We start from the raw sequence: 23,644 nt of genomic DNA on the forward strand, positions 1-23,644 counted from the left end.
ATGTCCCGACTCAATCCCCGGCAGCAAGAAGCCGTGAGCTATGTCGGCGGCCCTCTTTTGGTGCTCGCCGGTGCAGGCTCCGGCAAGACCAGCGTCATCACCCGAAAGATTGCCCACCTGATCCAGAACTGCGGCATCCGCGCCCAGTACATCGTCGCCATGACCTTTACCAACAAGGCCGCGCGCGAGATGAAGGAGCGGGTCGGCACCCTGCTGCGCGCCGGTGAGGGTCGCGGCCTGACGGTCTGCACCTTCCACAACCTGGGCCTGAACATCATCCGCAAGGAACACGTGCGGCTGGGCTACAAACCCGGTTTCTCGATTTTCGACGAGACCGACGTCAAGGCCCTGATGACCGACATCATGCAAAAGGAATACTCGGGCGACGACGGCGTCGACGAGATCAAGAACATGATCGGCGCCTGGAAAAACGACCTGATCCTGCCAGCCCAGGCCCTGGAAAACGCGCGCAACCCCAAGGAACAGACCGCCGCCATCGTCTACACCCACTACCAGCGCACGCTCAAGGCGTTCAACGCGGTAGACTTCGACGACCTGATCCTGCTGCCGGTGAAGCTGTTCGAAGAGCACGCCGACATCCTGGAAAAGTGGCAGAACAAGGTGCGTTACCTGCTGGTGGACGAATACCAGGACACCAACGCCAGCCAGTACCTGCTGGTGAAGATGCTGATCGGCAAGCGCAACCAGTTCACCGTGGTCGGCGACGATGACCAGTCGATCTACGCCTGGCGCGGCGCCCGCCCGGAAAACCTGATGCTGCTCAAGGACGACTACCCGTCCCTGAAAGTGGTGATGCTGGAGCAGAACTACCGCTCCACCAGCCGCATCCTGCGCTGCGCCAACGTGCTGATCTCGAACAACCCCCACGAATTCGAAAAGCAGCTGTGGAGTGAGATGGGCCACGGCGACGAGATCCGCGTGATCCGCTGCCGCAACGAAGACGCCGAAGCCGAGCGCGTGGCCGTGGAAATCCTCAGCCTGCACTTGCGCACCGACCGGCCGTACAGCGATTTCGCGATCCTGTACCGGGGTAACTACCAGGCCAAGTTGATCGAACTGAAGTTGCAGCACCACCAGGTGCCCTATCGCCTGTCCGGCGGCAACAGCTTCTTCGGCCGCCAGGAAGTGAAAGACCTGATGGCCTATTTCCGCCTGATCGTGAACCCGGACGACGACAACGCCTTCCTGCGCGTGATCAACGTCCCACGCCGGGAGATCGGTTCGACTACGTTGGAGAAGCTGGGCAACTACGCCACCGAGCGAAAAATCTCGATGTATGCCGCCACCGACGAAATCGGCCTGGGCGAGCATCTGGACAGCCGCTTCACCGATCGCCTGTCGCGTTTCAAGCGCTTCATGGACAAGGTGCGCGAGCAATGCGCTGGCGAAGACCCGATCTCGGCTCTGCGCAGCATGGTCATGGACATCGACTACGAGAACTGGCTGCGCACCAACAGCTCCAGCGACAAGGCCGCCGATTACCGCATGGGCAACGTGTGGTTCCTGATCGAGGCGCTGAAGAACACCCTGGAGAAAGACGAAGAAGGCGAGATGACCGTCGAAGACGCCATCGGCAAACTCGTCCTGCGCGACATGCTTGAGCGCCAGCAGGAGGAGGAAGATGGCGCCGAAGGTGTGCAGATGATGACCCTGCATGCCTCCAAGGGCCTGGAATTCCCCTACGTGTTCATCATGGGCATGGAAGAGGAAATCCTCCCGCACCGCTCCAGCATCGAAGCCGACACCATCGAAGAGGAGCGGCGCCTGGCCTACGTGGGCATCACCCGCGCGCGCCAGACCCTGGCCTTCACCTTCGCCGCCAAGCGCAAGCAATACGGCGAGATCATCGATTGCGCACCGAGCCGCTTCCTCGACGAGCTGCCGCCGGACGACCTGGCCTGGGAAGGCAACGACGACACCCCGACCGAAGTCAAGGCCGTTCGCGGCAATAGCGCATTGGCGGATATACGCGCGATGTTAAAGCGCTAGAATTGACCACTTTTATTTAGACCTTCGGCGCAAAAGACGCCAAACGAGGACAGCTTCATGGAAGCACTGCACAAGAAAATTCGCGAAGAAGGCATCGTGCTTTCCGATCAGGTCCTGAAAGTCGACGCCTTTCTGAACCACCAGATCGACCCGGCCCTGATGAAGCTGATCGGCGATGAATTCGCCACGCTGTTCAAGGATTCGGGCATCACCAAGATCGTCACCATCGAAGCCTCGGGCATCGCCCCGGCGATCATGACCGGTCTGAACCTCGGTGTGCCGGTGATTTTCGCTCGCAAGCACCAGTCCCTGACCCTGACTGAAAACCTGCTGTCGGCGACCGTTTACTCGTTCACCAAGCAGACCGAAAGCACCGTGGCGATCTCCCCACGCCATCTGACCAGCAGCGACCGCGTGCTGATCATCGATGACTTCCTGGCCAACGGTAAGGCGTCCCAAGCGCTGATCTCGATCATCAAGCAGGCTGGCGCGACCGTGGCTGGCTTGGGGATCGTGATCGAGAAGTCGTTCCAGGGCGGCCGTGCGGAGCTGGATGCGCAGGGGTATCGCGTTGAGTCCCTGGCCCGTGTTCAGTCGCTGAAGGATGGCGTTGTAACCTTCATCGACTAAAGCCGCCACACCGCAAAACCTAATGTGGGAGCGGGCTTGCTCGCGAAGGGGCCGTGTCAGTCAACATCATCGGTGACTGACACGGCCCCTTCGCGAGCAAGCCCGCTCCCACAGTTGTTTTGGGTTGGCTTTTATTGCGCGGTGGCCTTGAGGCCGGTGAGCAAGAGACGCTGAAACAAGTCCTCTTTCAGCCCTTCAGGGTCGGTCAGTTGCATACGTTCCAGATGTTCGGGGAATGACGAAGGCTCCGGCGCATCCAGAGCCGCCTTGCCCAGCTCCAACACTTCACTCAGTTTGAATTTGCTCTTGAGCCAGTTCAACGCCCGCAACAGATCCCGTTCGACCTCGGTGAAATCACAGCCCAGCGGATACTCCGGAAACAGACGTGCATGCCGTGCCTGAATCGCCTGTAAACGCTCAGGTCGGTTATCGGTGAAGCGCGAATCGAGGCGAAAATCCTTCGGTAACTTACCCACCTTCTGTGCCTGTTCGATCAGCCCCGCCTGAAAGCGCGAATCACTGATATTCAGCAATGCCTCGATCACCACCGCATCGGTTTTCCCGCGAAGGTCGGCAATGCCATACTCGGTGACCACGATGTCCCGCAGGTGTCGCGGGATCGTGCAGTGACCGTATTCCCAGACAATGTTGGAACTGACGTCACCGCCCGACTCACGCCAGCTGCGCAGCAGCAACACCGACCGCGCCCCTTCCAGCGCATGGCCCTGGGCCACGAAGTTGTACTGCCCGCCCACACCGCTGAGCACCCGCCCGTCTTCCAGCTGATCCGCTACGCCAGCGCCCAGCAGGGTCATGGTAAATGCCGTGTTGATGAACCGCGCATCGAGCCGCTGCAAGCGTTTGAGCTCTTCCTGCCCGTATAGCTCGTTGATGTAGCTGATACGGGTCATGTTGAATTCGAGCCGCTTGCTCTGCGGCAACTCGCGCAGGCGTTGATAGAAACTGCGCGGCCCGAGGAAAAAACCGCCATGCACCGAAATTCCGTCGGTTTGCGCCGTTTCGTCGAGGGTGCCGGCATTGGCCTGCTGCTGGGTCGGCACATCCGGGTACACCTTGCGCCGCACGATCCCGGCGTCGGCCAGCACCAGCAAGCCGTTGACGAACATTTCACTGCACCCGTACAGGCCCTTGGCGAACGGATCGATGCCGCCTTCGCGCTCGATCAATTGCGCCCATGGGCTGAGATCGATGTCAGCCAGCAAAGCCTTGTAAGCGTCGCTGTCGGCCTGTCGCGCCAGCAACGCGGCGGTCAACGCATCGCCCATGGAGCCGATGCCGATCTGCAAGGTGCCGCCATCGCGTACCAGGGTGCTGGCGTGCAACCCGATGAAATGATCCTGGAAACCCACTGGCATGTTCGGCGTGGAGAACAGCGTGGTGCTGTCCTTCTCGTCGATCAGCAAGTCGAAGGTATCGATACCGACTTCGGCATCACCGGGCATGTAGGGCAAATAGTCATGCACCTGGCCGACCATCAGGATCGTCTCCCCGGCTTCCCGGCGCCTGGCGATCATCGGCAGCAGGTCGAGGGTGATGTCCGGGTTGCAGCTCAGGCTCAAGCGATCGGGATGCTCAGCATGGCTGGCCACCAATTGCGCAACCAGGTTCAAGCCTGCGGCATTGATGTCCCGGGCGGCGTGGCTGTAGTTGCTGCTGACGTAATCCTGCTGGGCCGACGCGCTGTGGAGCAGGCTGCCCGGCTGCATGAAGAACTGCTGGATGTGAATGTTGGCCGGCAGGTTGTCGCGCTGCAGGCCGGCGAGAAAATCCAGCTCTGGATAATCGCCAAAGACCCGTTCGACAAAGGGTTCGAGAAAACGCTTTTGCAATCCGTCGCCCAGCGCTGGACGGCCAAGGCACAGGGCGGTGTAGATCGTCAGTTGCCGCTGCGGCAATTGCGCCACACGTTGATACAGCGCGTTGACGAAAGGGTTGGGTTTGCCCAGGCCCAGGGGCAGGCCCATGTGGATATGCGCCGGCAACCGCGCCAACACCTCATCGACCGCTTGCTCGATAGAACACAGCTGTACCATCCGATCCTCCCGTACATTCCATGAAGTGGGGTTGGACCGAGCTTGCCGGGTCTTTACTGCATTGAACAGTAGGAGCTGCCGAAGGCTGCGATCTTTTGATCTTGTTTTTTAACAATCAAGATCAAAAGATCGCAGCCTGCGGCAGCTCAGGGGAAATCGCAGGCACAAAAAAGCCGCTCGCAAGCGGCTTTTTCGCGAAAGAGGCGGACCGGTTACAGGCCGGACATTTCTTTGATGGCGCCCTTCAGCTCGTCGTCGGAGCAGTCGGCGCAGGTGCCTTTTGGCGGCATCGCGTTGATACCGGTGATGGCTTTGGCCAGGATGCCATCAAGGCCGCCCTGGTGGTCGGCGCGCTCTTTCCACGCGGCCTTGTCACCGATTTTCGGCGCGCCCAGCAAGCCGGTACCGTGACAGGCATTGCAATGCTTGGCAATGACGTCTTTAGGCGCCTTGGCACCGCCACCCCCGCCAGTCGCAGCGGCGACTTCCATGCCCTTGCACTCTTTGCCCTGGACACAGACCTGGCCGACTGGCTCAAGGCGCTTGGCAATTTCGTCGTTCGTCGCAGCTTGAGCGCTGACAGCCCAGAGGGCCAATACGGTTGCTGGTGCGGCCAGCATTTTCATAATTAGATTCACGCGTTCACCCTCAATGGTGGCTAGTCACGCCTACGGCCACGGTTCGCAGGCGGGCGCAAGTATAGCGGTAAGCCCGCGACACTGAAACAACCCCAAAGTCGAAGGGGTCTTGTTGCGCAACGGTCAAACAGCTCGGGTGCCTCGGCCATGCTGGCGGGGCGCCTCTTTCCTTAAAAATTCGCGGGTGTTGCTGCGCTGATTAGTCGCGCCGGCGCATCGAACGGATTACGGAAACGATGCGGCTTGGTACTTTCAAAGTAGTAGCTATCGCCGGCTTCGAGCACAAATGTTTCAAGCCCGACCACCAGTTCCAGCCGCCCTTCCACCAAAATGCCGGTTTCCTCACCCTCATGGGTGAGCATCTCGTCACCGGTGTCGGCGCCAGGCGGGTAGATTTCATTGAGGAAGGCGATAGCACGGCTCGGGTGAGCCCGGCCGACCAGTTTCATGGTCACTGCACCATCGGAAATATCGATCAGCTCGTTGGCTTTGTAGACGATCTGAGTCGGTTTTTCCTGGAGGATTTCTTCGGAAAAGAACTCGACCATGGACATGGGAATCCCGCCCAACACCTTCCTCAGCGAACTGATCGAGGGGCTGACGCTGTTCTTCTCGATCATCGAAATCGTGCTGTTGGTGACGCCCGCGCGTTTGGCGAGCTCACGCTGGGAAAGACCTTTGAGCTTGCGGATTGATTGCAGTCGTTCACCGACGTCCAATGCAGGAGCCTCCAGGGATTCAGGTTGTTGGAATATTGAGCGTTATCATGGCGACAGCGTTCAGTATTTACAACACTTTGACCTGAATCCTGTTCGGCGAGGCGACTTCCGGTGCCTGCCGTTTGGCCTTAGCTCCCGGAATAGAGCATTGGCACCCGGCGCAGGTTGCAGAAGATCTGGTAAGGAATCGTGCCGGCGGCGATGGCCACGTCGCTGGCGAGGATGTTTTTGCCCCACAACTCGACGGTCGAACCGAGGCCGGCTTGCGGCACATCGGTCAAGTCAATGCAGAGCATGTCCATCGACACCCGGCCAATCAACTGGCTGCGTTGCCCGGCGACCAGAACCGGCGTGCCGGTGGGCGCCAACCGTGGATAGCCATCGGCGTAACCCATGGCCACCACGCCCACGCGCATCGGCTTGGGAGTGATGAACCGGGCGCCGTAGCCAATCGGCTCGCCCGCCGGCAATTCACGCACGCTGATCACTTTCGATTCGAGGGTCATCACCGGTTGCAGGCGCGAGGCCACGGCGTTGGCTTCTTCGAAAGGCGTCGCGCCGTAGAGCATGATGCCCGGACGAACCCAATCGCTTGGCACCTGGGGCCAACCGAGCACCGCTGGCGAGTTACGCAGGCTGACTTCGGCCGACAAACCCTGGCGCGCTGCTTCGAATACGGCAACCTGCTCGGCACTGGCCTGGCTGTGCAGCTCATCGGCGCGGGCAAAGTGGCTCATCAACACGATCTTAGCCACGTTGCCGCTGGCCAGCAGGCGTTGATAGCCCGCCTGATAATCCTTCGGATGCAGGCCGACCCGGTGCATGCCCGAATCGAGCTTGAGCCAGACGGTGATCGGCTTGCTCAATGCGGCTTTCTCGATGGCTTCGAGTTGCCACAGCGAATGCACCACGCACCAGAAATCATGCTCGACGATCAGCGACAACTCATCGGCTTCGAAAAAACCTTCCAGCAGCAACACCGGCGCGCGAATGCCCGCCGCGCGCAACTCCAGGGCCTCTTCGATGCAGGCCACGGCAAAGCCGTCGGCCTCGGCTTCCAGCGCCTGGGCGCAACGCACCGCGCCATGGCCATAGGCATCGGCCTTGATCACCGCGAGGGCACGGGCTCCCGTGACTTCACGGGCGATCCGGTAGTTGTGACGCAGGGCTTGAAGGTCGATCAGGGCACGGGCAGGACGCATGGCGGCAGACTTCTGGTCGGTCGTTAAAAAAAACCGGTGCTGCCGACGGCGTAAACCGCCAGTAGCACCGGAAGAGGGATCTTTCTGAGCTGTTTACTGCAAGGTAGTCATGGCAGAGCGGCTACAACCGTGGCGCGAGGCCTCATTGGTGAGCTGGCGCAGGGCTGACATGCTTTGCAGTATCCTGGGTTTTGCTGCCATAACGGGAAATATCGAGGCCTTCGGCGCTGATCTGCGGCTTTCTCTTGGCCATCAGGTCCGCCAGCAAGCGACCGGAACCGCACGCCATGGTCCAGCCGAGGGTGCCGTGACCGGTGTTCAGGAACAGGTTCTTGAACGGGGTCGCACCGACGATCGGCGTGCCGTCCGGCGTGGTCGGACGCAGGCCGGTCCAGAAGCTGGCTTCGGCCAGGTTGCCGCCCTGAGGATAAAGGTCGTTGACGATCATCTCCAGGGTTTCCCGGCGACGCGGGTTCAGCGACAGGTCAAAACCGGCGATCTCCGCCATGCCGCCAACGCGGATGCGGTTGTCGAAACGGGTGATCGCGACCTTGTAGGTCTCGTCGAGAATGGTCGAGGTCGGGGCCATTGCCGGGTTGGTGATCGGCACGGTCAGGGAGTAACCCTTGAGTGGATACACCGGCGCCTTGATGCCGAGCGGCTTGAGCAGTTGCGGCGAGTAGCTGCCGAGCGCCAGTACGTAGCGGTCAGCGGTTTCCAGCTTGCCGTCGATCCACACGCCGTTGATACGGTCACCGGCGAAGTCGAGGCGCTGAATGTCCTGGCCGAAACGGAATTGCACACCGAGGTTGGCGGCCATTTCCGCGAGCTTGGTGGTGAACATCTGGCAGTCACCGGTCTGGTCGTTCGGCAGGCGCAAGGCACCGGCGAGGATGTCGGTGACGCTGGCCAGGGCCGGTTCGACGCGGGCAATGCCTTCGCGGTCGAGCAGTTCGAACGGCACGCCGGACTCTTTCAGCACGGCGATGTCTTTCGCGGCGCCATCAAGCTGGGCCTGGGTGCGGAACAGTTGCGTGGTACCGAGGCTGCGGCCTTCGTAGGCGATGCCGGTTTCAGCGCGCAATTCGTCGAGGCAGTCACGGCTGTATTCGGACAGGCGGACCATGCGCTCCTTGTTCACCGCGTAACGGCTGGCGGTGCAGTTGCGCAGCATCTGTGCCATCCACAGGTACTGATCGATGTCGGCAGTGGCCTTGATCGCCAGGGGTGCATGGCGCTGCAGCAGCCATTTGATCGCCTTGAGCGGCACACCCGGCGCGGCCCACGGCGAGGCATAACCCGGCGAAACCTGCCCGGCGTTGGCGAAACTGGTCTCCATGGCGGCCGCTGGCTGCCGGTCGACCACCACCACTTCAAACCCGGCACGCGCCAGATAATAAGCACTGGTGGTACCGATGACGCCGCTGCCCAAGACCATGACGCGCATTTTCATTTCCCTCATCGCGGCTAACCGCTGACGTTTGTTGTTCAGAGCTTCAGATGTGCGCAGTTTAAAAAAGATTTGCCAGTGCTTTTCACTATATAAGCGCCTATATTTGGCGACAATTCTCGGCAAAAACCCTTTTCACGGAGGCGCATCCCCTATGCGTACCAACACTCAGACCAAACGTGAGCTGGACAAGATCGACCGCAACATCCTGCGGATCCTGCAAGCGGACGGGCGCATATCCTTTACCGAGCTTGGGGAAAAAGTCGGGCTCTCGACCACGCCCTGTACCGAGCGGGTGCGCCGCCTGGAGCGCGAGGGGATCATCATGGGCTACAACGCCCGGCTCAATCCGCAGCACCTCAAGGGCAGCCTGTTGGTGTTCGTCGAGATCAGCCTCGATTACAAGTCCGGCGATACCTTCGAAGAGTTCCGGCGCGCGGTCCTGAAGCTGCCCCACGTGCTGGAGTGCCATTTGGTGTCAGGGGATTTCGACTACCTGGTGAAGGCGCGGATATCCGAGATGGCCTCGTACCGCAAACTGCTGGGCGACATCCTGCTCAAGCTGCCGCATGTGCGCGAATCCAAGAGCTATATCGTGATGGAAGAGGTGAAGGAGAGTTTGAGTTTGCCGATTCCGGATTGAAGATCTTTTAAACCAGCACCTGCCGATTCGAGGCCATGTACTCGAATACCTGCTTCTCCACCCGCGGATGAATCAACTCTACCGGCCCTCGCCCATTGGGGCACGGCAGGGTCTTGGTGGTGCCAAACAACCGGCAGATCAGCGGCCGCTCGTCATACACCGTGCAGCCGTTCGGCCCCAGGTGAACGCAGTTGAGTTCATCCATCGCCGCCTCCTGCTCGGCGCGGCTCTTGCGCGGCAGACGGGACATTTCCTCCGGCGAAGTGGTTACCGGGCCGCAGCAGTCATGGCAACCGGGCACGCACTCGAACGAGGGGATCTGTTGGCGCAGCGTGCGAATTTTCTGACTGTTGCAACTCATCTAATCCACTACCGATCTCGGAACAGGGTCGGATTCTGACGTAAAAGCCCCGATCCAGACAGCACCGGCCGACCAGTGTTGCCCGCCTACGAGGTCCGGCTTATGCTCCGTCAAATTTTCCAGACGCTCGAATCAGGATCACGCACATGAATGGCCGTGCCCAGCCGCCTGCCGCGAATCACCAGCACACCGGCTCTTATTATGCCGCCAGCAGCCTGCCCCAGCCCGACCATCCGGTGCTGACCGGCGAGCTGGTGGCTGACGTTTGCGTGGTCGGTGGCGGGTTCTCCGGGTTGAACACCGCGCTGGAACTGGCAGAACGCGGCCTGAGCGTGGTGCTGCTCGAAGCCCATAAAATCGGCTGGGGCGCCAGCGGCCGCAATGGCGGGCAGTTGATTCGGGGGGTTGGCCATGGCCTGGATCAGTTTGCCAATGTGATCGGTACCGACGGCGTACGTCAAATGAAGCTCATGGGGCTGGAAGCGGTGGAAATCGTCCGACAGAGAGTCGAGCGGTTTCGCATTCCCTGCGACCTGACCTGGGGCTATTGCGACCTTGCCAACAAGCCGCGCGACCTCGAAGGCTTCGCCGAAGACGCCGAAGAACTGCGCAGTCTCGGTTACCGCTATGAAACCCGACTGCTGCAAGCCCATGAAATGCACACGGTGGTGGGCTCCAAACGCTACGTCGGCGGGCTGATCGACATGGGCTCCGGCCATCTGCATCCGCTGAACCTGGCCCTGGGCGAAGCCGCGGCCGCCCGGCAACTGGGGGCCCGACTGTTTGAGCAGTCGGCCGTCACGCGCATCGATTACGGCCCCGAGGTCAAGGTGCACACCGCCAAAGGCTCGGTCCGGGCCAAGACCCTGGTACTGGGCTGCAACGCCTACCTCAATGAACTCAATCCCGAACTCAGCGGCAAAGTGCTGCCCGCCGGCAGCTATATCATCGCCACCGAGCCTTTGAGTGAAGAACAAGCCCACGCCCTGTTGCCGCAGAACATGGCGGTCTGCGATCAACGGGTGGCACTGGATTACTACCGACTCTCGGCGGACCGCCGCTTGCTGTTCGGCGGCGCCTGCCATTACTCGGGGCGAGACCCGAAAGACATTGCGGCCTATATGCGCCCGAAAATGCTGGAGGTCTTCCCGCAACTGGCCAGCGTGCGGATCGATTATCAATGGGGTGGGATGATCGGCATCGGTGCCAACCGCCTACCGCAGATCGGGCGGCTCAAGGACCAGACGAACGTGTATTACGCCCAGGCCTATTCCGGTCATGGGGCGAACGCTACGCACCTGGCGGGCAAGCTGCTGGCCGAGGCCATCAGCGGTCAGCACAGTGGCGGCTTCGACCTGTTTGCCCAGGTGCCCCACATCACCTTCCCCGGCGGCAAGCATCTGCGCTCGCCGTTGCTGGCGTTGGGGATGTTGTGGCATCGGATGAAAGAGTTGGTCTGAACAATTCGAGGCGTCTGTGCCGACGCTTTCGCGAGCAAGCCCGCTCCCACATTTGATATGTGATCGAACACAAAATCCGTATTCACCAAGATCCAATGTGGGAGCGGGCTTGCTCGCGAATCGATTTAAAGAACACCACTTGAGTCAGATCCGCCAGAACGGCTTAAGCCCCTCCTCCCGCGCCTGCTCGCGCGTCAGCCCGACATCCTTGAGCTGTTCCGCCGTCAGCGCCAGCAATGCCTTGCGTGTGTGCAGTCGCTGCCAGAACAGACCCCAGCGGCTCAGGTGGGACGGCGCATTGCGCATGGGCGCATGGCGTGCACCGTCCCTTTGCCCTGCCGTCAGTTCCTGACTGTGTAACGTCAGCCGCACATCGCTCAAGCCGTTCATTTTGATTGCTCCTGTTTACTTGGGTAGCCAGAGCTTTCATGATGCGGTTGCGAGCAAATGCATTACAGATTCAAAAGACCTGTATTAGATCCATACAGATTCGCCGTTTATGCCGCTGAATCCTGAATTTTTGCCCGATCTGTACTGGTCAATCCCCTCTCCCACGCCGAGACTGCACCATGACCCTCTACGTCAACCTCGCCGAATTGCTCGGCACGCGTATCGAACAGGGCTTCTATCGTCCCGGTGACCGCTTGCCCTCGGTGCGGGCGCTGAGCGTCGAACACGGGGTCAGCCTGAGCACGGTGCAGCAAGCCTATCGGGTGCTGGAAGACAACGGTTTGGCCATGCCACGACCGAAGTCCGGGTACTTCGTGCCCGTCAGCCGCGAACTGCCGGACCTGCCGGCGATTGGCCGTCCAGCCCAACGGCCGGTGGATATTTCGCAATGGGACCAGGTGCTGGAACTGATCCGCGCCGTGCCGCGCAAGGACGTGGTGCAACTGGGTCGCGGCATGCCGGACATCACCAGCCCGACCATGAAACCCTTGCTGCGCGATCTGGCGCGCATCAGCCGGCGGCAAGACATGCCGGGCCTGTATTACGACAACATCCACGGTAACCTCGAACTGCGCGAACAGATCGCCCGCCTGATGCTCGACTCAGGCTGCCAGCTGGGGCCTGGCGATCTGGTGGTGACTACCGGTTGCCACGAAGCGCTGTCCACCAGTATTAGGGCGATCTGTGCACCCGGGGACATTGTGGCGGTGGATTCGCCGAGTTTTCACGGTGCCATGCAGACCCTCAAGGGGCTGGGCATGAAAGCCCTGGAGATTCCCACCGACCCGCTTACCGGGATCAGCCTGGATGCCCTGGAACTGGCACTGGAGCAGTGGCCAATCAAGGCCATACAGTTGACCCCCAACTGCAACAACCCGCTGGGCTACATCATGCCGGAGTCGCGCAAACGCTCGTTGTTGACGCTCGCTCAGCGTTTCGACGTGGCGATCATCGAAGACGATGTGTATGGCGAACTGGCCTATTCCTATCCGCGCCCACGCACGATCAAATCCTTCGACGAGGACGGCCGCGTGCTGCTGTGCAGTTCGTTTTCCAAGACCCTGGCTCCAGGCCTGCGCATCGGTTGGGTCGCGCCCGGGCGCTATCTGGAACGGGTGCTGCACATGAAATACATCAGCACCGGCTCGACCGCTCCGCAACCGCAGATCGCCATCGCCGAATTCCTCAAGGGCGGCCATTTCGAACCGCATTTGCGGCGGATGCGCACGCAATACCAGCGAAATCGCGACATGATGATCGACTGGGTCGCCCGCTACTTTCCACCGGGCACTCGCGCCAGTCGACCGCAGGGAAGCTTCATGCTGTGGGTCGAGCTGCCGGAAGGATTCGACACGCTGAAACTCAATCGCGATCTGCACGATCAAGGCGTGCAGATCGCCGTCGGCAGCATCTTTTCCGCATCGGGCAAATACCGCAATTGCCTGCGCATGAACTACGCTGCCAAACCAACGGCACAGATTGAAGAAGCCGTGCGCAAGGTCGGCGCCGCCGCCATCCGATTGCTTGCGCAAACTTGCGAGCTAGGCGACTGACTTTTTTGCTCACACCAGCGTCCATATGCCTACAACTGCCGCCACCCGGAACGATCCCACGTGACAGCCAGACAGTCCCTGCTTGCTCTTGTGTTACTCACTTCGTTCCTCGGCGGCTGCGCCAACTTCGACCTGCAGGTTGAACCGAGCCAGGCGCTACCGGCGAGCGGCTCGGCATTCGGCCGATCGGTCCAGGCCCAGGCCGCCACCCATGAGGGGAAATCGGGCTTTCGCCTGCTGTCCGACAGCACCGAGGCGTTTACCGCCCGCGCCGAGCTGATTCGCAACGCGCAAAGCAGCCTCGACCTGCAGTACTACATCGTGCATGACGGCATCAGCACGCGGATGCTGGTTTCTGAATTGCTCAAGGCCGCAGACCGCGGCGTACGGGTGCGCATCCTGCTCGATGACACCACCAGCGATGGCCTGGACAAGACCATCGCCACGCTGGCGGCGCATGCACAAATCCAGATCCGCGTATTCAACCCGTTGCATCTGGGTCGCAGCACCGGCGTGACGCGCACCATCGGCCGGTTGCTCAATGTGTCGCGGCAACATCGACGCATGCACAATAAACTGTGGCTGGCCGACAACAGCATGGCGATTGTCGGTGGGCGCAACCTGGGGGATGAGTATTTCGATGCCAAGCCCAACCTGAACTTCACCGACATCGACATGCTCAGTGTCGGGCCGGTCGCCGAGCAGTTGGGGCACAGTTTCGACCAGTACTGGAACAGCGCCCTGAGCAAGCCGATCGCTGAATTTGTCTCCAGCAAACCGACTGCCGAGGACCTGCAAAACACCCGCACCCGACTGGAAGAATCCTTGGAGGAATCGCGCAAACAGAACCACGCGCTCTATCAACAGTTGATGAAATTCGCCACGCAGCCGCGCCTGGATATCTGGCGCGAAGAGCTGATCTGGGCCTGGAATCAGGCGCTGTGGGATGCACCGAGCAAGGTGCTGGCCGACGGCGAGCCTGACCCTCAGTTGCTGCTGACGACCCAGTTGGCGCCCGCACTCGATGGCGTCAGCAAAGAGCTGATCATGATCTCGGCCTATTTCGTGCCTGGGCCACCGGGGCTGGTCTACCTGACCGGACGGGCTGACGCCGGTGTAACGGTACGCCTGCTGACCAACTCACTGGAGGCCACTGACGTGCCGGCGGTGCATGGCGGCTATGCACCGTATCGCAAGGCGCTGCTGGAGCACGGCGTGCAACTCTTCGAACTGCGCCGCCAGCCCGGAGACAGCAGCGGTAGCGGACCTCGGCTGTTTTCCAGCAAGTCTTACGGCGATTCCGATTCCAGCCTGCACAGCAAGGCCATGATCTTCGACCAGCAAAAATCCTTCATCGGCTCGTTCAACTTCGACCCGCGCTCGGTACTGTGGAACACCGAGGTCGGGGTGCTGGTGGACAGTCCGGAACTGGCGGCCCACGTTCGCGACCTGGCGTTGCAGGGCATGGCACCGGCCTTGAGTTACCATGTGCAGCTGAAGAATGAACAGGTCGTATGGACCACCGAAGACGACGGCAAAATGCACACCATGACCGAGGAACCGGGCAGCTGGTGGCGGCACTTCAATGCCTGGCTCAGCGATATCGTCGGGCTGGAGCGGATGCTTTAAAAGATCGCAGCCTTCGGCAGCTCCTACAGATGTACGCATTCCCCCTGTAGGAGCTGCCGCAGGCTGCGATCTTTTGATCTTATGCGGGCTGTACCGCGCCAAACGCACCCTGGCGCGACACCAGTATCACCAACCCAAACGCCCCCGCCGCCATCAGCAACGGCAACGCATGCCCGCTGATCCACTGGCTGCCGGCACCGGCGATCAACGGCCCGAGCAGGCAACCGATGCCCCACAGCTGGGCAATGTGCGCATTGGCCCGCACCAGCGCATCGTCGCGATACCGCTCGCCAATCAGGATCAGCGACAAGGTAAACAGCCCGCCAGCACTGGCACCGAACAGCACCCACAGCGGCCAGATCATCAGGGTCTCGATCAGCAACGGGATCGCCAGGCTCGACACCAGCAGCACTACCGCGCAGCCGGTAAACAGCGCACGCCGCGACACGCGATCAGCCAATGCACCGATGGGCAGTTGCAGCAAGGCATCCCCCACCACTACGGTGCTGACCATCGCCAGGGCGATTTCCGTGGTGAAGCCCTGGCGCAGACAGTACACCGGCAGCAGCGTCAGGATCATCGCCTCGAAGGCGGCGAACAGCGACACCGCCCAGGCAATGGCCGGCAGGCCACGGCAGAAGGTCAGCAAATCACCGAAGGTCACGCTGCAGGCCTCGCTGCCGGGCGCACCACTGCGTCCCAGCAACAGGAGCGGCGCCGCCACCAGCAGGCCGACGCCGACCCAGAAACCATAATCGTGTTCGGTACCCAGCACGCCCAACAGGATCGGCCCGGCCAACTGGCTCAACGCGTAACTGCTGCCGTACAGCGCCACCAGCCGTCCACGCCACTCTTCGACTACCAGCTGGTTGATCCAGCTTTCACCGAGGATGAAGACCAGGGTCAGGATCACGCCGATCATCAGGCGCAGGACCAGCCAGATCGGATAACTCGGCAACAATGCCAGCAAACCGATGGACACCGCCCCGGCCCACAGGCACAGGCGCATCAGATTGGCCGTACCCAGACGGGCCGCCAGATGACTGGAAATCTTCGCGCCCAGCAGCACGCCAATGGCCGGCATGGCTGCCATCACGCCGATGGCAAACGAGCCGTAACCCCAGCTTTCCAGGCGGAACGACACCAGCGGCATGCTGACACCCAGGGCCAGGCCGACACTCAAGACAGACGCCAACACGGCGAAATACGTCGCCCAACGCATGTTCCACGCTCCTGTGGATATTTTTATGGCCTGCACAAAACACTGTGGGAGCGGGCTTGCTCGCGAAGAGGCCATCACATTCAACATCAATGTTGACTGTCACACCGCCTTCGCGAGCAAGCCCGCTCCCACAGGGGATCTACGTCGTTAAGAAAACCGACTTATAGCTTGATCCAGGTCGCCTTCAGCTCGGTGTACTTGTCGAACGCATGCAGCGACTTGTCGCGACCGTTGCCGGACTGCTTGAAGCCACCGAATGGCGCCGTCATGTCGCCACCGTCGTACTGGTTGACCCACACGCTACCGGCACGCAGTGCACGGGCGGTCAGGTGAGCCTTGGAGATGTCCTTGGTCCACACTGCCGCGGCGAGGCCGTACGGCGTGTCGTTGGCGATCGCGATGGCCTCTTCGGCGGTATCGAAAGCGATGACCGACAGCACCGGCCCGAAGATTTCTTCCTGGGCGATCTTCATCGCGTTGCTCACGCCATCGAAAATCGTCGGCTCAACGTAGGTGCCACCGGTTTCCTGCAGCGTGCGCTTACCACCGGCAACCAGCTTGGCGCCATCGCTGTGACCCGATTCGATGTACGACAGCACGGTGTTCATCTGCTGGGTGTCCACCAGCGCACCGACGTTGGTCGCCGGGTCCAGCGGGTTGCCCGGCTTCCAGGCTTTCAGCGCTTCGATCACCAGTGGCAGGAACTGGTCCTTGATCGAACGCTCCACCAGCAGGCGCGAACCGGCGGTGCAGACTTCGCCCTGGTTGAACGCAATGGCGCCGGCAGCGGCTTCGGCAGCCTCTTGCAGGTTCGGTGCATCGGCGAACACGATGTTCGGGCTCTTGCCACCGGCTTCGAGCCAGACGCGCTTCATGTTCGACTCGCCGGAGTAGATCAGCAGCTGCTTGGCGATCTTGGTCGAACCGGTGAACACCAGGGTGTCGACATCGTTATGCAGGGCCAGGGCCTTGCCGACGGTGTGACCGTAACCCGGCAGCACGTTGAGCACGCCTTTCGGGATCCCGGCTTCAACGGCCAGGGCTGCGATACGGATGGCGGTCAGCGGGGATTTTTCCGACGGCTTGAGGATCACCGAGTTACCGGTGGACAGCGCCGGGCCGAGCTTCCAGCAAGCCATCATCAGCGGGAAGTTCCACGGCACGATGGCGCCGACAACGCCGACTGGCTCGCGAGTGACCAGGCCCAGTTGATCATGCGGGGTAGCGGCCACTTCATCGTAGATCTTGTCGATGGCCTCGCCGCTCCAGCTCAGGGCTTGCGCCGCGCCAGGAACGTCGATGTACAGGGAGTCGCTGATCGGCTTGCCCATGTCCAGGGTTTCAAGCAGGGCCAGTTCTTCGGCGTGCTTTTTCAGCAGGCCGGCGAAACGGATCATGGTGGCTTTGCGCTTGGTCGGCGCCAGGCGCGACCAGACACCGGAATTGAAGGTGGCGCGGGCGTTTTCAACAGCGCGCTGGGCATCGGCGGCATCACAGCTGGCAATCTTGCCCAGCAGGCGACCATCGACCGGGCTGATGCACTCGAAGGTCTCGGCGGAGACAGCATCGGTGTATTCGCCATTGATGTAGGCGCGGCCTTCGATCTTCAGATCGCGAGCGCGTTGCTCCCAGTCGGCACGAGTCAGGGTGGTCATGCGAGTGTCCTCCTCTTATTGAATACGACACCCGCGTTCTTCGCGGGCGCTGTCAGGAATTCTGCCTGGCCAGCCTGCTTACGGCCCAAGGCAACCACCACCCTAAACCAGCGGCAGGTGAAGTTTCAATATATTTGACATAACGCCGGCAAACGGCCTTGCGATGTTCATTTTAATAAACATAGACTTCGGCATTACCAACCACTCGCACCGCAATGACGGGGGAATACAACAATGAGCATCCAGAACATCGTCGACTTCAGCCAGGCCACCACGGCCGTCGAACGCTATCGCCCAGACCCGGCAAAAGTCCTCAAGGGCGATCCCGAACAAGCAGTGTACAACCACTACAACAGTCCTTGCGGCCAACTGAATGCCGGCGTGTGGGAAGGCGCCGTCGGCCAGTGGCTGGTGAATTTCACCGAGCATGAATACTGCGAAATCGTCCAGGGCGTTTCCGTGCTGCGCGACAACGACGGCAACAGCAAAACCGTGCGCGCGGGCGATCGCTTCGTGATCCCGGCCGGGTTCCGCGGTACCTGGGAAGTGCTGGAGCCGTGCCGCAAGATCTATGTGGCGTTTGAGCAGAAGGCCTGAGGATTTTTGTAGCCAGGGCTCATTTGTCCGGGTCCACAGCGCTCAAATGTGGGAGCGGGCTTGCTCGCGAAGGGGCCCTGACAGGCAACACACAAACCACAGGCAACAAAAAAGGCCCGTATCTCGCGATACGGGCCTTTTTCGTAAGTCGGGAAAAATCAATTACTTGATTTTGCCTTCCTTGTAGATCACGTGCTTGCGAACAACCGGATCAAATTTCTTGATCTCGATTTTGTCCGGGGTAGTGCGCTTGTTCTTGTCGGTAGTGTAGAAGTGACCAGTACCGGCGCTCGAAATCAAACGAATCAATTCACGCATGATTAGCTCCCTTAGATCTTGCCAGCGGCGCGGATTTCGGCCAGCACGACAGTGATGCCACGCTTGTCGATGATACGCATGCCTTTGGCAGATACGCGCAGACGCACGAAACGTTTCTCTTCTTCAACCCAGAAGCGGTGATGCTGCAGGTTCGGCAGGAAACGACGACGGGTTTTGTTATTTGCGTGGGAAATGTTATTCCCAGTCACCGGACCCTTACCGGTAACTTGACAGACTCTCGACATGCCTCAGCCCTCTAAAACCACATGCCCAACCCGGCATGGGTTGGCCGCTTAATCTCTCAGTCATTTGGCGCCAGGCGCCGCGTTTCTTTAAGGGTCTTACCGGCTACACCTACAAACGAAGGAACCGGGCCCCTAGAAAAGAGCGCTGCTTTATACCAGAAAGACTCGAGAGCAACAACATTCGGTGTGCGTTGAGTTGATAAAAAACCCGTTTTTCAGGCGCCAGGCGCCTTGGATCAAGGCTGCCGTCGATTTCTACCGCTCGTCGCAGAGAATCCGCTCGACCGGCAAAATCCAGCTTTTTCCAACCCGTGCTCACCCGAATCGATCGGCTATAGTCCCCTGAAATCGAAAAAGGGGATAGTCATTTGCAATCCAGCCCACTAGGGTAAGCCTTTTCCAGACTGCACTTGCAGATGGGCCTTCGATCTGTAAAGGAACCCGACCATGCGCCTCGCTGCCCTACCGCTGCTGCTTGCCCCGCTCCTGCTGGGCCCACAGGCCTTCGCCGCCGCCCTGAGCGTCTGCACCGAGGCCAGCCCGGAAGGGTTCGATGTGGTGCAATACAACTCGCTGACCACCACCAACGCCTCGGCCGACGTGTTGATGAACCGCCTGGTGGATTTCGACACCGCCAGCGGCAAAGTTGTCGCCAGCCTCGCGGACAGCTGGGAGGTCACCCCTGATGGCCTGAGCTACGTCTTCAAGCTGCACCCGCAGGTTAAATTTCACCGCACCGACTATTTCAGCCCGACGCGCGAATTGACCGCCGAGGACGTGAAGTTCAGCTTCGACCGCATGCTCGACCCGGCCAACCCATGGCACAAAGTCGCCCAGAGCGGCTTTCCCCACGCGCAATCGATGCAATTGCCTGCGCTGATCAAGAAGATCGATGCGCTGGACCCGCTGACCGTTCGCTTTACCCTGGATCACCCGGACTCCACCTTCCTCGCCACCCTGAGCATGGGGTTCGCTTCGATCTACTCGGCTGAGTACGCCGACAAGCTGATGAAGGCCGGCACGCCGGAGAAGCTTAACAGCCAGCCGATCGGCACCGGCCCGTTCGTATTCACGCGCTTCCAGAAGGACGCCACCGTTCGCTACAAGGCCAATGCCGAGTACTTCGGCGGCAAGCCCTCGGTCGACCCGCTGATCTTTGCCATCACCCCTGACGCCAACGTGCGCCTGCAGAAACTGCGCCGCAATGAATGCCAGATCGCCCTGTCGCCCAAACCGCTGGATGTCCAGGCCGCGCTGAAAGAGCCGACCTTGAAAGTCGAAAAAACTGACGCCTTCATGACCGCGTTCGTCGCCATCAACAGTCAGCACCCGCCCTTGGACAAACCTGAAGTGCGCCAGGCGATCAACCTCGCCTTCGACAAGGCCAACTACGTCAAGGCCGTGTTCGAGGACACCGCCGAACCCGCCAACGGCCCCTACCCGCCCAACACCTGGAGCTATGCGAAAGCGTTGCCGGGCTACCCCCATGACATCGAGAAGGCCAAGGCATTGATGGCCAAGGCCGGGCTCAAGGACGGCTTCCAGACCACGATCTGGACCCGCCCGTCCGGCAGCCTGCTGAACCCCAACCCGAGCCTGGGTGCCCAGATGCTTCAGTCCGACCTGGCGGAAATCGGCATTCAGGCGGAAATTCGCGTGATCGAATGGGGCGAGCTGATCCGCCGCGCCAAGGCCGGTGAACACGACCTGCTGTTCATGGGCTGGGCCGGTGACAACGGCGACCCGGACAACTTCCTCACGCCGCAGTTTTCCTGTGCTGCGGTCAAGTCCGGCACCAACTTTGCCCGCTATTGCAACCAGGACCTGGACAAGTTGATCAGCGCCGGCAAAACCACCGGCGAGCAAGGCGTGCGCACCAAACTCTATGAGCAGGCCCAGACGCAGATCCAGCAACAGGCGCTGTGGCTGCCGCTGGCTCATCCGACTGCCTTCGCGCTGACGAACAAGGATGTCGAGGGCTACTCGGTCAGCCCGTTCGGGCGGCAGGACTACTCCAAGGTCAACATCAAGTAATAGCCGCCGCACACAAAACCCTGTGGGAGCGGTCTTGCTCGCGAAGAGGGAGAGTCAGTCGCCATCAATGCTGACTGATACACCGCCTTCGCGAGCAAGCCCGCTCCCACATGAGTTTCGCTCGCCCCGACTATCTCCTACATCCAGCCATACTCGGCCATCGACAACGGATCGCCGTCGCCGATGATGAAATGGTCGAGTACCCGCACATCGATAAGGTCCAGCGCCTTTTGCAGGCGCTTGGTCAGCACCCTGTCGGCCTGGCTGGGGTCAGTGTTGCGGATGGTTGTGGCAGAGGATCAATGCCGCCGCATTGTGAGCTAGCGCACGCTTGACCACTTGCCGCGGATGGACGCTGGTGTTGTCGATCGAGCCACGGAACAGCACCTCAAATCCCAGTACCTGATGCCTGGAGTCGAGAAACAGGCAACCGAACACCTCGTGGGGCTCATGGCGCAGCATCGATTTGAGGTAGTCACGCACCGCCTGCGGGTTTTCCAGCGCCGACTTGTCCCGCACCCGCTCGGCCAGGTGGCGTCTGCTCATTTCTTGAGCAGCCTGCAGCTGCGCAAATTTCGCCGGCCCGAGCCCCAACTGTTTGCTGAACGTTTCCTGATCAGCCTCCAGCAACAAACGCAGGCTGCCAAACTGAGTCAACAGGTGTCGCGCCAGATCCACGGCGCTTTTACCCACCACGCCGGTGCGTAAAAATATCGCCAGCAACTCGGCGTCCGAAAGACTTCCCGAGCCTTGTTCAAGCAACCTCTCCCGCGGCCGTTCCGCCGACGGCCAATCGCGAATACTCATAGCACCTCCCTGTCTGTGGGCGCCGCTGTTCCGTAGCGGTCGCTGTGATATCGTAGCCCATCTTTTTTGCGGGCGATTTCACTCCTGGGGAGGGGGTATCGCAACGCAGTCATCAACGAAATGAAAGGCAGGCCTATGCAGCGGCTGTATCGGAAACGCATTGTTCTGGGCGTCGGCGGCGGTATCGCTGCCTACAAGAGCGCCGACCTGGCTCGCCGCCTGATCGATCAGGGCGCGGAAGTGCGCGTGGTCATGACCCGTGGCGGTGCTGAGTTCATCACGCCACTGACCATGCAGGCCCTGTCCGGGCACCCGGTCCACCTGGACCTGCTGGACCCGGCGGCCGAGGCCGCGATGGGCCACATCGAACTGGCCAAATGGGCCGATCTGGTGCTGATCGCCCCCGCCACCGCCGATCTGATCGCGCGACTGGCCCAAGGCATTGCCGATGACCTGCTGACCACGCTGGTACTGGCGACCGACGCCGTGGTTGCCGTCGCACCGGCGATGAACCAGGCCATGTGGCGCGACCCGGCCACCCAGGCCAACCTGCAAACCCTCGAAAGCCGGGACATCAAGGCCTTCGGGCCAGCCTCCGGCAGCCAGGCCTGCGGTGACGTTGGCCTGGGGCGCATGCTCGAAGCCACGGAACTGGCCCAATGCGCGGCAGACTGCTTCCAGCGCCAGGCCCTGACCGGCAAGCACGTGCTGATCACCGCCGGCCCGACCCAGGAAAACATCGACCCGGTGCGCTACATCACCAACCACAGCTCCGGAAAAATGGGCTTTGCCCTGGCCGAAGCGGCGGTTGAAGCCGGCGCCCGCGTCACCCTGATCACCGGCCCGGTGCATCTGCCAACGCCGGATCGTGTCACGCGCATCGACGTCGTCAGCGCCCGCGACATGCTCGCCGCGTGTGAAGCGGCGATTCCCTGCGACCTGTTTATCGCCTCCGCAGCGGTCGCGGACTACCGCCCGGAAGTCGTCGCGCCACAGAAACTCAAGAAAGATCCTACGAACGGCGACGGCTTGTTGCTACAAATGGTACGCAACCCGGACATCCTCGCCAGCATCGCCACACGCCCCGACCGTCCGTTCAGTGTCGGTTTCGCCGCCGAGACCGAACACCTGCTCGATTACGCTGCCCGCAAGCTGAAAGACAAGAACCTCGATTTGATCGTCGCCAACGACGTCGCCAACCCGAGCATTGGCTTCAACAGCGAAGAAAACGCCTGCAGCGTGATCGACCGTGAGCTTCACGCCACACTCTTCGCCCAGACCAGCAAGAGCAAGATTGCTCGCCAGCTGATCACTTTTATCGCCGAACGTCTGAACCAGGTTTAATTTACATGCACGCTTTGCAAGCCAAGATCCTCGACCCCCGCATCGGTACCGAATTCCCGCTGCCGCAGTACGCCACGCCAGGCTCCGCCGGCCTCGACCTGCGCGCCATGCTGGAGCAGGACATCGTGATCAAGCCGGGTGAAACCGTACTGATCCCCACTGGCCTGTCGGTCTACATCGGCGATCCGAACCTGGCAGCGCTGATCCTGCCGCGCTCCGGCCTGGGCCATAAGCACGGCATCGTCCTGGGCAACCTGGTCGGGCTGATCGACTCCGACTACCAGGGTCCGCTGATGGTCTCGTGCTGGAACCGTGGCCAGACCGATTTCACCATGGCCGTCGGCGAACGCCTGGCGCAACTGGTGCTGGTACCGGTTGTGCAGGCACATTTCGAGATGGTCGAAGAGTTCGTCGAGACCCAGCGTGGTACCGGCGGTTTCGGTCATTCCGGAAGCCACTGACACCTTATCTACACGCCTGAAATCAAGGGATTGATCGGCCAAGAAGCCGCTCGCGTCGCTGGCATGGCCTTTTCGCACCACGAACTCTGCGCGAAAAACGCCGTCATACCTTTCAGTTTGAACCTGCCGGCGAGTCATTCGCCGGCCTGTCCAGCCACTTTC

At 60.9% G+C, this 23,644-nt stretch carries 21 protein-coding genes and 1 pseudogene; 10 read left to right on the forward strand and 12 right to left on the reverse strand.

Features of this window, described 5'->3' with window-relative positions; all coding sequences use genetic code 11:
- Positions 1–2,010, forward strand: coding sequence for a DNA helicase Rep (gene rep / locus DKB71_RS00005; protein ID WP_274073705.1), 2,010 nt, complete (start codon positions 1–3; stop codon positions 2,008–2,010).
- Between the two features lie 57 nt (positions 2,011–2,067).
- Positions 2,068–2,640: a xanthine phosphoribosyltransferase gene (locus DKB71_RS00010; protein WP_095052388.1), complete on the forward strand. Its 573-nt coding sequence runs from the start codon at positions 2,068–2,070 to the stop codon at positions 2,638–2,640.
- A 131-nt stretch (positions 2,641–2,771) separates the two neighbouring features.
- Here DKB71_RS00010 and DKB71_RS00015 read toward each other — a convergent pair whose 3' ends face one another.
- From DKB71_RS00015 to dadA, 5 genes are all read right to left on the reverse strand, one after another.
- Entirely contained in the window at positions 2,772–4,694 is a 1,923-nt protein-coding gene (locus tag DKB71_RS00015; RefSeq protein ID WP_408599312.1) for an acetyl-CoA hydrolase/transferase C-terminal domain-containing protein, read from the reverse strand.
- A 212-nt stretch (positions 4,695–4,906) separates the two neighbouring features.
- Complete coding sequence (locus DKB71_RS00020) at positions 4,907–5,320, reverse strand: c-type cytochrome (RefSeq protein WP_323607408.1); 414 nt, start codon at positions 5,318–5,320, stop codon at positions 4,907–4,909.
- 182 nt (positions 5,321–5,502) lie between these two features.
- The gene (locus DKB71_RS00025; protein WP_007947433.1) at positions 5,503–6,051 is read right to left on the reverse strand and encodes a cupin domain-containing protein; all 549 of its coding nucleotides are present in this window, start codon (positions 6,049–6,051) and stop codon (positions 5,503–5,505) included.
- 128 nt (positions 6,052–6,179) lie between these two features.
- Entirely contained in the window at positions 6,180–7,253 is a 1,074-nt protein-coding gene (alr, locus tag DKB71_RS00030; RefSeq protein ID WP_274073707.1) for an alanine racemase, read from the reverse strand.
- Between the two features lie 142 nt (positions 7,254–7,395).
- Positions 7,396–8,700 carry a D-amino acid dehydrogenase gene (gene dadA / locus DKB71_RS00035; RefSeq protein ID WP_274073708.1) on the reverse strand — a complete coding sequence of 435 codons (1,305 nt, stop codon included), beginning with the start codon at positions 8,698–8,700 and terminating at the stop codon, positions 7,396–7,398.
- Positions 8,701–8,857: 157 nt separating this feature from the next.
- Between dadA and DKB71_RS00040 the strand changes: the two genes are divergently transcribed.
- Entirely contained in the window at positions 8,858–9,346 is a 489-nt protein-coding gene (locus tag DKB71_RS00040) for an Lrp/AsnC ligand binding domain-containing protein (protein ID WP_003177284.1), read from the forward strand.
- Between the two features lie 7 nt (positions 9,347–9,353).
- Here DKB71_RS00040 and DKB71_RS00045 read toward each other — a convergent pair whose 3' ends face one another.
- Complete coding sequence (locus tag DKB71_RS00045; RefSeq protein WP_274073709.1) at positions 9,354–9,707, reverse strand: YkgJ family cysteine cluster protein; 354 nt, start codon at positions 9,705–9,707, stop codon at positions 9,354–9,356.
- A 146-nt stretch (positions 9,708–9,853) separates the two neighbouring features.
- On the opposite strand from DKB71_RS00045, the gene DKB71_RS00050 reads away from it, so the two are divergent.
- Positions 9,854–11,167 (forward strand): NAD(P)/FAD-dependent oxidoreductase, encoded by a 1,314-nt coding sequence (locus tag DKB71_RS00050; RefSeq protein WP_408599313.1) that lies wholly within the window; start codon positions 9,854–9,856, stop codon positions 11,165–11,167.
- Positions 11,168–11,311: 144 nt separating this feature from the next.
- Here DKB71_RS00050 and DKB71_RS00055 read toward each other — a convergent pair whose 3' ends face one another.
- Positions 11,312–11,557, reverse strand: a complete 246-nt coding sequence (locus DKB71_RS00055; protein ID WP_274073712.1) for a DUF1127 domain-containing protein — start codon at positions 11,555–11,557, stop codon at positions 11,312–11,314.
- 179 nt (positions 11,558–11,736) lie between these two features.
- Here DKB71_RS00055 and DKB71_RS00060 point away from each other — a divergent pair, with 179 nt between their 5' ends.
- Positions 11,737–13,170: a PLP-dependent aminotransferase family protein gene (locus DKB71_RS00060; RefSeq protein ID WP_408599314.1), complete on the forward strand. Its 1,434-nt coding sequence runs from the start codon at positions 11,737–11,739 to the stop codon at positions 13,168–13,170.
- 60 nt (positions 13,171–13,230) lie between these two features.
- Positions 13,231–14,799, forward strand: a complete 1,569-nt coding sequence (locus DKB71_RS00065; RefSeq protein WP_408599315.1) for a phospholipase D family protein — start codon at positions 13,231–13,233, stop codon at positions 14,797–14,799.
- A gap of 79 nt (positions 14,800–14,878) precedes the next feature.
- Here DKB71_RS00065 and DKB71_RS00070 read toward each other — a convergent pair whose 3' ends face one another.
- Positions 14,879–16,021 carry an MFS transporter gene (locus DKB71_RS00070; RefSeq protein WP_408599316.1) on the reverse strand — a complete coding sequence of 381 codons (1,143 nt, stop codon included), beginning with the start codon at positions 16,019–16,021 and terminating at the stop codon, positions 14,879–14,881.
- A gap of 161 nt (positions 16,022–16,182) precedes the next feature.
- Positions 16,183–17,676 carry an aldehyde dehydrogenase gene (locus DKB71_RS00075; protein ID WP_408599317.1) on the reverse strand — a complete coding sequence of 498 codons (1,494 nt, stop codon included), beginning with the start codon at positions 17,674–17,676 and terminating at the stop codon, positions 16,183–16,185.
- A gap of 234 nt (positions 17,677–17,910) precedes the next feature.
- Here DKB71_RS00075 and DKB71_RS00080 point away from each other — a divergent pair, with 234 nt between their 5' ends.
- Complete coding sequence (locus DKB71_RS00080; RefSeq protein ID WP_008054608.1) at positions 17,911–18,273, forward strand: cupin domain-containing protein; 363 nt, start codon at positions 17,911–17,913, stop codon at positions 18,271–18,273.
- A 162-nt stretch (positions 18,274–18,435) separates the two neighbouring features.
- On the opposite strand, the gene rpmG is transcribed toward DKB71_RS00080, so the two are convergent.
- Together rpmG and rpmB are read right to left on the reverse strand one after the other, a co-directional pair.
- A complete protein-coding gene (rpmG, locus tag DKB71_RS00085; RefSeq protein ID WP_007894709.1) occupies positions 18,436–18,591 on the reverse strand; it encodes a 50S ribosomal protein L33 in 156 nt (51 codons plus the stop codon).
- A gap of 11 nt (positions 18,592–18,602) precedes the next feature.
- On the reverse strand, positions 18,603–18,836 hold the full coding sequence (rpmB, locus tag DKB71_RS00090) for a 50S ribosomal protein L28 (protein WP_003176907.1): 234 nt from the start codon (positions 18,834–18,836) through the stop codon (positions 18,603–18,605).
- Positions 18,837–19,283: 447 nt separating this feature from the next.
- Between rpmB and DKB71_RS00095 the strand changes: the two genes are divergently transcribed.
- Entirely contained in the window at positions 19,284–20,870 is a 1,587-nt protein-coding gene (locus tag DKB71_RS00095) for an ABC transporter substrate-binding protein (RefSeq protein ID WP_408599318.1), read from the forward strand.
- 137 nt (positions 20,871–21,007) lie between these two features.
- Here the strand turns inward: DKB71_RS00095 and radC are convergent.
- Positions 21,008–21,677 (reverse strand): annotated as a pseudogene (gene radC, locus DKB71_RS00100) (DNA repair protein RadC).
- A gap of 135 nt (positions 21,678–21,812) precedes the next feature.
- Here radC and coaBC point away from each other — a divergent pair.
- Positions 21,813–23,021: a bifunctional phosphopantothenoylcysteine decarboxylase/phosphopantothenate--cysteine ligase CoaBC gene (gene coaBC / locus DKB71_RS00105; RefSeq protein WP_408599319.1), complete on the forward strand. Its 1,209-nt coding sequence runs from the start codon at positions 21,813–21,815 to the stop codon at positions 23,019–23,021.
- 5 nt (positions 23,022–23,026) lie between these two features.
- Complete coding sequence (gene dut / locus DKB71_RS00110) at positions 23,027–23,482, forward strand: dUTP diphosphatase (protein WP_047535088.1); 456 nt, start codon at positions 23,027–23,029, stop codon at positions 23,480–23,482.
- Positions 23,483–23,644: the final 162 nt, after the last annotated feature.

The organism is Pseudomonas sp. PLMAX (genome assembly GCF_046042685.1).
GTDB classification, from domain to species: domain Bacteria; phylum Pseudomonadota; class Gammaproteobacteria; order Pseudomonadales; family Pseudomonadaceae; genus Aquipseudomonas; species Aquipseudomonas putida_AE.